Annotated in this window: 8 protein-coding genes; 6 read left to right on the forward strand and 2 right to left on the reverse strand. The window is 72.4% G+C overall.

The features are described 5' to 3' along the window. A partial coding sequence (gene tpg / locus KSNIM_RS38515; protein WP_411543914.1) for a telomere-protecting terminal protein Tpg occupies positions 1-311 on the forward strand: 311 nt, incomplete at its 5' end. A gap of 1,339 nt (positions 312-1,650) precedes the next feature. Next, entirely contained in the window at positions 1,651-1,971 is a 321-nt protein-coding gene (locus KSNIM_RS38520) for a hypothetical protein (RefSeq protein ID WP_263108317.1), read from the forward strand. A gap of 151 nt (positions 1,972-2,122) precedes the next feature. Here KSNIM_RS38520 and KSNIM_RS38525 read toward each other — a convergent pair whose 3' ends face one another. After that, complete coding sequence (locus KSNIM_RS38525; protein WP_263108318.1) at positions 2,123-2,338, reverse strand: pneumococcal-type histidine triad protein; 216 nt, start codon at positions 2,336-2,338, stop codon at positions 2,123-2,125. 1,129 nt (positions 2,339-3,467) lie between these two features. Here KSNIM_RS38525 and KSNIM_RS38530 point away from each other — a divergent pair. From KSNIM_RS38530 to KSNIM_RS38540, 3 genes are all read left to right on the forward strand, one after another. After that, positions 3,468-4,325, forward strand: a complete 858-nt coding sequence (locus KSNIM_RS38530; protein WP_263108319.1) for a CBS domain-containing protein — start codon at positions 3,468-3,470, stop codon at positions 4,323-4,325. A gap of 450 nt (positions 4,326-4,775) precedes the next feature. Next, entirely contained in the window at positions 4,776-6,164 is a 1,389-nt protein-coding gene (locus KSNIM_RS38535) for a lipopolysaccharide biosynthesis protein (protein ID WP_263108320.1), read from the forward strand. A 314-nt stretch (positions 6,165-6,478) separates the two neighbouring features. Further along, positions 6,479-6,802 carry a hypothetical protein gene (locus KSNIM_RS38540; protein WP_263108321.1) on the forward strand — a complete coding sequence of 108 codons (324 nt, stop codon included), beginning with the start codon at positions 6,479-6,481 and terminating at the stop codon, positions 6,800-6,802. Positions 6,803-6,865: 63 nt separating this feature from the next. Here KSNIM_RS38540 and KSNIM_RS38545 read toward each other — a convergent pair whose 3' ends face one another. After that, a complete protein-coding gene (locus KSNIM_RS38545) occupies positions 6,866-8,026 on the reverse strand; it encodes a hypothetical protein (RefSeq protein WP_263108322.1) in 1,161 nt (386 codons plus the stop codon). 1,182 nt (positions 8,027-9,208) lie between these two features. On the opposite strand from KSNIM_RS38545, the gene KSNIM_RS38550 reads away from it, so the two are divergent. Continuing rightward, entirely contained in the window at positions 9,209-10,813 is a 1,605-nt protein-coding gene (locus KSNIM_RS38550) for a replication-relaxation family protein (protein ID WP_263108323.1), read from the forward strand. Positions 10,814-11,354: the final 541 nt, after the last annotated feature.

Consider the following 11,354-nt stretch of genomic DNA (forward strand, 5'->3'; position numbering starts at 1 on the left):
GGGTCCAACGGCGGGTGCGCCGGGCCGCCGAACGCGACGGCTTCGTGCTCAGCGCCAGCGCGCAGTTCGGGTTCGCCAGCGCGGCCGGCTCCACCGACGACCCCCGGCTGCGCCTGATCACCCAACACCTGCCCGGCGACGTCGCCGCCGCCCTGTTCGCCGCCCGCGCCGCCGGCGCCTCCGAGGACGACCAGGCCGCCATCCTCGCCGCCGGTCTGCAGGAGCACTACTTCCGCGACAACGGCCGCCGCGCCAGCGGCCTGGCGGTGGAGTTCACCGGGATCGAGTGGGCCGACTTCGGCATCATGTGACATCCGCCCATCCTGGCCGGGCCTCGCCCGCACGCCGGAATCCGAGGTAGGCCCGACGGTTGGTTCCCAGGTGGGCCCCATGGTCGATTCCCTGGTGGGAGCCACAGTAGGAGTCATAGTAGGGACCGGCCTCCGACCGCCCGGCCCGTTTGCGCAGGTCACAGCGGTGGGCAAGCCGGTCGGCGTCGATGACACCTCTTCCCACGCGATAGCCATGGAAGGTAGCTCTCGTTCCGGCCCGGACGGCCGGCACCGGGCGGCGGCCGGTCCAGGGCCGCCACGTGCGCGCACGGTGCGCGCACGTGAGGAGCCCCGGTTTCGGCGACGGTCCGTGACGGCGGCGCGGCGGCCGTGCGTCCCCGCCCGTGGGACACCGGGCCGGTTGGTTGCCCACGGAGTTGCCTGCGGAATGGTCTGCGGAGTTGCCTGGCGAGTTGCCTGCGGAGTTGCCTGCGAACGGCGCCGCGCGGTGCCTGGTCAAAGGGTCTGACCTGCGGGACAAGGGGCGGGACAAGGGGGCGCCGAGGCGCCGACTACTTCCCTGGGACACCCTCCGGCGGCCGGCCACGGCAGTACCGGCCCGTCCACTGCGCCCGCCGTCTCGCATACCGGGACTACCGGGTAGGTCTCGGGGTGGGGCCGACGGTAGGGCCTGCCGTTGGCCCGGCGGTTGGCCGCCCGGTAGGACGGGAGGTAGGTCAAGCCCTCCACTCACCCTCGCTGTTTTTGCAGGCCACAGCGGGTGGGCAAGCCGGTTGGTGCCGAGGACACCTCTTCCACGCGATAGCCGTGAAGAGAGGTTCGGACCTTCGGCGGGGCCTTGTGGCGGCTCGCGCCATGCGGGAGCGGCCACCTGCAGTGGCTGGCGGCTGTTGTGTGGCTACGCTGCTTTCGGCGCCCGCCGGTCCTGACGCACACTCCGTCGGCGGGCGCCGTTTTTTGTGGGGCTGGTGCCCGCGGGTGAGGCCTGGCCGGTGGGCGGCGCGTTGGCGCCGATGGACAAGGCCGTGGCCCTAGCGTGCTTGGCGGAGAGGTTGGCTCTGCGGCCGTTCCCTCTTCCCCGGCCCGGCCGCCCTCCCCGTTTGGGGCGGCTGGGCCGTACGCGCGCCCCGGGCCGGGGTTCGCGAGGAGCGGGCAGAAGCAGGGGTCGCTCCCGTGGGCACAGGCCGGTGCGCGGTCGCCGGACGGCGGCGGCGGGGGCTAGCGTCGAAGAAGGGATCCAGGGGCCGCCGCCGGCACCCGGCGACTCCTGGCCGACGGCCGCCGGGAGGGCCCTCGGGACGCCGCAGCCAGGCCGATGGCTGTGCGGGCTCTTCCGGCCGGCTTCAGGCTGGAGGGCGTGAGCGAGCGTTCCTACGACGGCGATGCCGTCCTGCGCATCGGCGGAGCGGAGTACCGGTGCCGGGCCTGGCTGGTCTGGTGGACAGAGCTGGCCCCCGCCCCGGCGCAGGCCGCCGGGCCGGTCCGCGGGCCGCAGGATGTGGGCCGGTGGGAGGGCAAGCTCCGCTTCGACAATGAGGACGACGCCGTGAGCGCCTGGTTCGCATCCGACGAGCGCCATGCCCTCGTCCTCGTCCAGGGCCAATTCGCCGCCGTGACCGTGGTCGACATGGACGGCCCGTTCCTGCTCGTGGACGGCGCCGGGTCCCCGCCCTTCTGACCATCCTGGAGGGTGCCGCGCCTCTCGCGTGCGCGCACGGGCGCCGCTACGCGCGAGCGGCGTCGCGTATGCGTATGCGTATGCGAACTTCGCACGCCGGCCGGTTGCGAAATCCCGGTGCCAGGCCGGTGCGGCCGGGCCCCGACCGGGGTTACGGCAGGTCCGCCTCCGGCTGCTGGGTGCCGGGGCGGGGAGTGGTGGTGACGATCTCGTACAGGCCGGGGCCCGGCTTGCGGAACCAGCCGCCGACTGCCTTGGCGAGCCGGGCTTGCCGCACGTCGAGGCGGTCCATCGCGACGCCGGGCGCGATCTCCACGTACGCGCGGACTGCGGCGATCTCCTCCGGCGTCAGGTCGGACTTGGGCACGGCGCGACCTCCACAGGTCGATGAGCTTTCAACCAAACCATCCCAAAACGGTGCATATTCTCCCTGTGGGGGCTGCCCGTTCTCGCCGGGGTCAATCGGACGGCTCGGTCACAGGAGGTCGCCGCCGTGGGCAGTGACGGTGTGGCCGACCTGGGCGAGGACGGCGGACAGGGCGGTGGTCAGGGCCTGCTGGATGCCGTCGTAGCGGGTGAACTCGTCCAGGTTCCCGGCCGGGCCGTGGACCTGGACGGACGGTGGGCCCGCATCTCATTCCGCGAAAACCGAGCCGCCCGCGCTGCCCCCGATCGGCGAGCAGCCCAAACCCACCCGGGACACGCATCAGCCTTTATCCGGCGGATCCCAGTCGCAGGAGGTGCACCAGTCCCGCCCCGGCGGATCGCTTCGCAGGTGCAGCGTGCTCTCCCCGCACCGCGGACAGGGCCGGCCCTCCTCCAGCTCACCGGCAAGCGCCTTAAGAACGGCGACCTGGTGCCGCAACCGCAGCACATCCTCCAAGGCCCCCATGCCAGCTCACCTCATCAACGCGACGACTGCCCCTCCAGCATGCGCCCGGCAACCCCGCCCGTGGACCCCACCACGGCAACCACCCGCGAACCCACCGACCAGGGGCCGGCCATCGCGTCCGGCCCGGTACTCCCGGGTTCTCCCAGAGCTGCCGGTACAACCGCCAAAACCCCCGCTCCACCCGCCAAAACCCCCGCTCCACCCGCACCCCGAAGGTCCGTACAGGGGCGATACAGCACCCGGCCCCCGACCGATGAAACGGATGGTCTTCGCAGGTCAACGCGCCATCATCTCGGACTCGCCCTGCCGATCCACCTCCCTGCGCCCAGCCCCTGGAGGTGGGTGCTGGATGGTGGCGTAGTCGGTGGCCGGTCGCTGCGCTGCACCTTTCCCGTGCGTCCGCCTGGCGGCGGCCGCAGAGCGTCGGTCGGGGTCGGTGGAGGGCGTGTTCGAGGCGGTTGCCGGGCCGGTGAGCGCTGCGGGGGCGGCGTAGGGTGGAGTGCAGTGTTCGGGGCTTGTCGATGCCGGCTGCCGTGTCGGCCTCGTCCCGGACACGCAAGGCCTGGCGAAGGTCCGGCGCGCCGGGGCAGGACTCGGTGACGCCATGACCGCCCGGAACGACCCGACCGACCCAGCTGCCGCCGGACGGCCCAGACTCACGGTCGCGGACGCGATGGAACCCGGCGGGCCGCGCATCACCCCGGGCGCCGGCGTCGGGCAGGCCGAACGCCTCCTCGACGACAGCGGCGCCACCTGCCTGCTGGTGTGCACCGACGACGACCGGTGCCAGGGCATGGTCACCCCCGCCTCGCTCGCCCCGTTCCTCGCCTGCACCTGGTACAGCGACCACTCCCAGGTTCAGGACGCCATCAGCCAGGGCGACCCGTTCGCCTGGCCCACCCTGGCCCTCTCCCTCGCCGCGGTGACCATGGGCACCCATCACCTCGACCTCTGGCCCGTCGTCGACGACGACGGGCACCTCCTCGGCATCATCACCCGCACCCGCGTCACCGCCCTCCTCGCCAACCCCCGCCCCTTGGCGTTAGCGACCGCACCCTGCACAGACCGACGGCGTCGCCTCCGCGCTGGGGAAGACCTCGGTCGACGGGACGGTGCCCGGCGACGACTTCTCGCTCGTGGTGAACCCGGCGACCGGCACCGCGGCTCCACCACCGCGACCGTGGCCACCGCCGTCCCGGACCGGCGCACGCGCCACCACCAACCCGCCGATCGGCCCGACCGCAGCACAGGCGAAGCACACCCGGATGTTCCACGCCGGAAACCGGAGCGGCAGGCCCACTACCCTCGGCCCGCCGCCGAGGACGGGCAGAGGCCGGTCGTCCAGCAAGCGGGGCCGCCGTCCGCTGACCGCCGCCGGATCAGGCGGCCGGATCCAGCGTCCGGCGAGTGTCGCTGCCGACCACGGCCCCGCAACCCGGTTGACTGGTCATCAGAGCGTTGACTCGCCGCCCGGCAGTGCCTTGGCCGTGCGATTGGCCCGGGCACTGCCACTTCGGCCGTCCGAGACTGTGCCGGACGAGTTACCCGGGCGTGGAGTCCCTGCCGGACGGCATCGGCTCTGCCACGGTGTGTGCATGCCTGTGCCCTTCTCTCTGCTCCTCCCGGTCTTCGCCCTGCCACGCTGCCCCGCCTGCGGCCACACCACCCAAGGCACCCGGGCGAAACCCGGCAGCACGGTGCGCTGCACCCGGTGCAAGACGATGCGCCGAGTCCCGATGGGCAGGCCGCTGTTCGGGCCGGACGACCCAGCCGCGACCGTGCCGCAACCGGGCCCGCGCCCCCAAAACGAACGCACCACCTCGGACCCGGCCCGCGGCCCGGTGCGGCCTGCCGCACCGACCAGGCGCAAAGCCCGACCTGCACGCCAGAACCAGGGAAAGGCGCAGCAAGCGTGAGGGAGAAGTTCGGCGGACCGCTCGTTCGGACCCGGCAGCGTCTGCAGAACGGAACCGGGGGCCAGGCCGCCGGGACGCCGCTGGTGCGTAACGGGCGGATCCTGGCCGCCAGCGCCGTCGTGGCGGCCGGACTCGGCGCGCTGTTCTGGCTGCTGGCGGCCCGTTGGTTCACCACCGCCACCGTCGGCCGCAGCTACGCGCTGCTGTCCGCGGCGATGCTGCTCGCGACCCTGGGGTCCCTGAACCTCGGTGACGTCCTGGTCCGCTTCCTGCCCACCGCAGGCCGGCGCGGCCGGTGGCTGGTGGTCCGCTGCTACACCATCTCCACCGCCACCGGCGCAGCGGTCGCGACCGGCTTCGTGCTGCTCGCCCCGACACTCTCACCCGGCCTGACGGAGCTGCGCGAACCCTGGTCGGCCGTCCTGTTCATCGCCGCCACCTCCGCCTACACCGTCTTCGTCCTCCAAGACGGCGCCCTGACCGGGCTGCGCCGCCCGGGCTGGGTGCTCGGCGAGAACCTCATCTTCGCCATCGCCAAGGCTGCCGCCCTCGCGCTGTGCGCAGCCCTGGCCGTCAGTGCCGGCATCCTGCTGTCCTGGGCCGCCGGCCTGGTGCTCGCCGTGGCGGTGGCGAACGCGGTCCTGTTCGCCCGCGCCCTGCCCGCCGCCCGCCCCAGCCCCGACGGCCGCCCCAGCCCCGGCAGGACCGACGCCAGCACCAACACCGACGCCAGCACCGACGCCGGTGCCAGCACCTCCGGCACCGCGCGGCCGGAGCGGATGGCTCGCTACGCCGCCGCGGACTACGTCGGCCAGCTCGGCCAGACCGCGGTCTCCAAGTCCCTGCCGCTGCTCGTCCTGGGGCACCTGGGTGCCGAGGAGACCGCCTACTACTCGCTGGCGTACCTGGTCACCGACACCCTGTATCAGGCCGCCTACGCCATGGGGCAGTCCCTGACCGTCGAAGGTGCTGCCGAACCCCACCGCCTCGCCGAGCACGCCCAACGGATGCTCCGCCACACCGCCCTCCTGATCACCCCCGCCACCGCCGTCGCGGTCGCCGCAGCACCCTGGATCCTGGACCTGTTCGGCACCGCCTACGCCGCCCACGGCACCACCGTGCTGCGGCTGATGGCGCTGTCCGCGGTGCCGAACGTGCTGTTCGGCGTCGCCGTCCACGTCGCCCGCGTCCGCCAGGCCCTGGCCTTCCTGACCGGCCTGCAGCTCGCCTTCGCCGGCCTGCTCCTCGGGCTGACGCTGCTGCTGATGCCCCGCTACGGCCTCACCGGCGTCGGCACCGCCTGGCTGGCCACCGCCTGCGTCCTCGCGCTCGTCCTGGCCGCCACCGCCCCGCGCTGGCTGACCAATCGTCCGCACCGGCCCTGAACGCGTCCGTCCCGCCCACTCCGCAGTGACACGGACACCGCTCCTTGAGAAAACGTTCATCACGCATGACCGTTCAGAACGGGGGCACACGGACAGGCGTGTCTGCTGCGCCTTCCGATCTGCTGTTGGAGGTCCGGCGCGCCCTGATGCAGGCAGGATTCCGCGGGGCCGCACGACCACGCGAGTGCTTCGTACATCCCTCGGGGCCGATAACCCGGGTCACCCCCACGACGACCTGCCTGCACCCGGTCGGCACGCCATCCTGGGAAGGAAAGGGCGCCTGTGCGCGTGACCCGTGGTGAAGGAGCCGGGCGATGAGCGAGTCGTTCTTCCACGCCGGCGGCATCTACCGGCACTACCGGAACGGCACATCCAGCAGCGAGGGCCTGTTCGTCGTTGTCCACGTCGGCCGGGCACCGGAAGGCTTCGCCCACCCGGCCGAGACCGGTGACGTCGCGTTCGGCTGGCGCCGTGCCATCGCACCCGACGGCACCCCCGCACGCCTGGGCTCCCACACCACCTCCGACTTCACCGGCTGGCGGGAGATCGACGACACCGAACTCGCCGCCGTCCTCGGCGACACACCCGTGCCCCTCGCGGCACCACCCGTCCACCCGCGCCAGAAGCTCACCGACTGACCACACCAGTGACGCACTCGATCGCCCGGCCCGGGGTGCCTGGCAGGCATCGCCGCACCTGGGTCAGGCGACGGAGTGGGTGATGGTGCCGGTGTAGGTGCCGGCCGCCGCGGCGGCGGGGATCGTGATCACCAGGGTGGGGGTCCAGACCGTGGTGCTGTTGCCGTTGCCGTTGGAGCTGAAGGCGGTTCTGGAGCTGCTGAGGGCCTGTTTGCCGGAGGCGTCGGACTGGCCGGGTGTCGTGGTGACGGTGCCGTTCGTGGCGGTCGCGGGTCCGGACCAGTAGGAGACGTTCGCGGTGGTGATGGTCTGGGCGGGCGTGCCCGTGCCGGTGGTGAAGTTCGTGGCGGTCACGGTCGCCGTCCACGTGCTGGTGGCCAGCCCCCGGCCGTCCGAGACGCTCACCGATCCGAGGGCCGCGCTGAGGGTGCCGCCGGGCGCCGCGCTGCCGAGGCCGGCGGTGGTGGGCAGGCTGATCGACAGCGTGCCGGTGTTCGGGATGACGCTGATCTGGGTGCTGTTGCTGCCGCTGGTCTCGATGGTGTCCACGACCGCGCGGGTGAAGCTGGCCTTGCCGCCGGAGGCGGCCGACAGCTTCCCGGCGGCGGTGTAGATCGCGCCGCCTGCGGTGATCTGCGTGCCGTTTCCCGAGACCGCGACGCCCGCGGTGTTGTTGCGGTCGGCGATGAACGTCATGCCGGAGAAGGCCCCGGTGGTCGGTGCGCTGAGTGTGGTCTTGCCGCTGGTCTGGTCGGTGAAGGCCGCACCACTGGTGCCCGCCGCGCACGCGGTCGGGTAGGACGGGCAGGCGAGGTAGATCGTCACTCCCGTGCCGTTCAGCTTCCCGCCGGAGATCGTCATGCCTGCGGTGCCGGTGATGACGTACGTGCCGGGATTGAGCGTGAGCGTGCCGCCCAGGTTCGTGATGCTGGTGTACACCCCCGCGCTGATCGTCTGGTTCCCGGTGATGTGGTTGACGATGGGGTAGGGCGTGGCCGGTGTGGTGGGGCAGGCCGTGGCGGCCGGGCACTGGGCCAGGGCGGCGTACGGGTCGGTGCCGGCGGCCTGGTTGGTCGGGGTCGGGTTGTAGGAGCCGCCGCTCGAGGTGGCGAACCCGGCCGGCGCTGCCGGACCGCCGATGGTGCCCCCGGTCGCGGTGACCGTGGTGCCGCTGACCAGTGCGGCCTGAGCGTTCGTCGAGTTGACCAGGATGTCGCCGGTCACGTGAATGCTGCCGGGGTGGACGTACAGGGCGTCCGCGGCGCCAGCGTTGAGGACGCACAGGCTCGCCGCACACGAGGACGCGGCCCGCGCCGTACCGGACGGCCCGGCCACCACCGAGACCAGCGTCCACACAAGCGCGACAACCAGAGGACGGCAGAGCCTTTGAGGACGGCTGCGCGCTATCGCAACCGGGCGCGTAGCCGGCGCAACGCAGGCCGGTCCTCTGTCGCCGTTCTCCCGTGGGCCCGTCCCTGGCCGGGAGATGCCTGCGCGTCCAGCGACAACTCTCGCTGCCACGTCCGTCATCCTCAGCACGGCCCAGAACGTACCAAATGCCATAAATTGGATGCTGTTTCTGTGTGAAGTGATGCCCCGTCGGCGTGTCGCCCTGCGTCGAGTCGGGCCCATAGACCGAGCCTGCGGGCGGCACGCGTACGGCCCGGCCGCCCCGAGTGCCATGCCCTCGTCCTCCTGGAGGGCCGAGCCGCTGCCGTGACGGTGGCCGACATGGACGGCCCGTTCCTGCTCGTCCGCACCGCCAGGCCGGTCCGCCAGCGAAACGCGGTGTGGCTCCGGGGCCGGGGTGTCTGATGACCTCGTCGGACCCGGCCCGGGAGCCGCGCGCCCAGGCAATGGCGAATCGGGCGCGCAGGGATCGTGACAGGTCCCACCCGTCACCGGCCAACCCGCCCGGGAGACCTCCCGGCAGAAACCGCCGTCAAGGGTCGGCGCCTGCCGGGTCCGGCGCGGGTACGATGCCCCGCGCAGGCCTCGACGCGGGTGTCCACGCCCCGCCGAAGGCCTTGGAGGGCCCGTCAAGGGTCGTGGTTTCCCCCTCCGGTTCCCCGACCACCTCCCCCACCAACTCCCCGACCACCGGGCAACGCCGGATCGGCCGTGTTTCCGCAGGTCACAGGCCGTTGTCAAGGTCCGCCGGAATCCCGTCAACCTCTCTGTGCCCCTGTCTTTGGTCTTTGGTTGTTGGGTCTGGGGCGTGAGGCGGTTTGCGCGCTCCAGGGCCGCTGCTTGGCCCTTCCCTTTCTGCGTCCGGTCGGCCGCGCGCCCCGGTGACCGGGTCGTGGTGGTGGGCGGCGGGGTGGCGGCGGACGAGGGTGGGTTGTCGGTGCCGTGAGGTATCGAGGAACTGACGGAAGATCACCAACCGGCGGGGGAGCAGCAGCCATGAGCGAGGACGAGCAGCAGCAGTCAGACCGACCGGAGCGGACCGACCGGCCGCCGACCGTGAAGACGCGCACCGCGTTCGTCCGCGCCAAGGCCTACCCCAACGGATCCACCGGCCCGCTGCGCCACAGCGTCCTTCAGGTGCTGGGCGTGCTGAAGGTGGCCACGGTCAAGCAGACGTGGCTGCTGGCCCAGCCCGGCCACGAGAAGCCGAACACCACCGCCGGTGCGCTGCGCGACCTCGCGCTGAACAAGCTGACCGAGAAGCGCGGCACCACCTCCGGAATCCCGGCACAGCCACAGGCCACCGACACCACCGCCGCCGACGCGGCCGGGACCGGGGCCGGCTCCGGTGCGCTGCGCCCTGCGCGGCGCAGGCCGGTGCGGCCGGTCGGGGCGGGGGCGGTGATCTGGGGGCTGACCGACCTCGGCCTGGACGCCGCCAAGTCCACGCTGCCCTCCGGGCGGAAGGTCGGCGGGCGGGCCCGGTCGGTCGGCCGGACCACCGGCGCCCCGCACGCCATGGCCGTCAACGACACCATCGTCGCCATCACCTCCCCGGCGACGCCGGGCCAGCCGATCGGCACGATCGCCGACTGGACCACCGAAGCCGCCCACCCCTTGCCGGGCGATCGCGCCCAGTACGCCGACGCGGTTCTCACCGCACCCGCCGACGGCGTCCCGCTGCTCCTGGTCGAGGTCGACCTGCACAACGAGACCCCGCAGTTCGTCGCGGCCAAGTTCGACCGGTACGCCGAGTACTTCGCGCTGACCTATAACGACCCGACGCACGAGGGGCACCACAGCACGGCGAAGAAGCTCCCCGTCTGGCGGCGGAAGTACCCGCAGGCCGGCCGCCGGAGTCTGCCGCCGATCGCCCTGGTCCTCGGCGGCGCCGGCCCCCGCGGCCTGAACAACCTGATCAACAAGCTGCAGGACCTCACCGTCCGGCACTGGGCCCCGTCCGATCACGCCCCGCTGAACTTCACCGACCGGATCCCGATCCTGGCCTGCCACCTGGAGGCCCTGCAGCGGCGCGGACCGCACGCCGACATCTGGTGGCGCTTCGGCGCCCACCAGTGGCAGTCCCTCACCGACGCGCTCGCCCACACCGAGTACCGCGCCCGCGTCCAGGCCCAGCTGGACGCCGAGGAGCAGGCCGCCCACGAAGAGCGCGAGAAGCGCCTGGAGGCGACCCGCTGCCCGGGCTGCAACCGCCGCTCCGACGAGATCTCCCGCGGCCGGGCCAGCGACGGCACCGAGCTGTGCAGCGACTGCCAGAGCAAGGCGTGGCAGGCCGAACGGGACAAGAAGCAGCAGGCCGTCCGCGACGCCCACGCCCGACGCTGGCCCTGCTACACCTGCAAGGGCCCCCTCGGCGGCCAGCCCGACTCCGGCATGGAACGCACCACCGAAGCCCCTCCCGAAGCCCTGGAGTGCCCCTCCTGCGAGGCCGACCGCCGCCGCACCACCACACTCCCGCTCATCCTCCCCATGCCCAGCCCCCGCGAGATCCGCCGCGCCCGCAAGGAGAAGCCCGACGACCCGTGGTGGGAGATGCGCCTGATCCACGCCCAGCGGTACCCGAACCGGCCCCGCGGATGAACCGCCCCGTAAGCGCCTGCATTTAAAGTTCCCAGAGTCGCATTTATGAACCCATCAATAACGGCAGAAAGATGCCCAGGAAATCCTGAACCAGAATCGTCAGACCGTGATGCGCCCCGGGTGTAATTGGCCATTCGGAAGGCGGAATTCGGCGCGTCCTGAATCGATCGACCGCACGGCAGACCGTACTGCGCGTGCGGCGTACGACCTGCCACGGGCCGGGACGGGCGGCCGGCCCGCCGGCAGGACCGGGGCCGTATCTCCCGCCCAGCCCCGGGCCGCCAGCCGGAGACTGGCAGCCGGCCGGAGGCCTGCCGGGGTGGGCCGTCGGGCCCTGCGGCGCTCCAACCCCCTGCCCGACTGCATGCCCGACTGTGTGCGCCACTAGGTGCCCGACTGTGTACCCGAGTACGTGCCCGGACCATCCGCCCCGCCCCGAACATCCCAGCAGCTCAGCGCGCCAATCAAGGTGACTGGCAGCCATGACAACCCCCTCTGCGCGCCCTCTCGCGGAAGGCCTGGCCTGGGAACAGGTGGATAT

The organism is Kitasatospora sp. DSM 101779, from assembly GCF_025655475.1.
Lineage (GTDB): Bacteria > Actinomycetota > Actinomycetes > Streptomycetales > Streptomycetaceae > Kitasatospora.

Coding starts and splice junctions, on each gene's coding strand:
- KSNIM_RS38530 (WP_263108319.1), top strand. CDS start 3,468: ATGACCGCCCGGAACGACCCGACCGACCCAGCTGCCGCCGGACGGCCC.
- KSNIM_RS38540 (WP_263108321.1), top strand. CDS start 6,479: ATGAGCGAGTCGTTCTTCCACGCCGGCGGCATCTACCGGCACTACCGG.
- KSNIM_RS38550 (WP_263108323.1), top strand. CDS start 9,209: ATGAGCGAGGACGAGCAGCAGCAGTCAGACCGACCGGAGCGGACCGAC.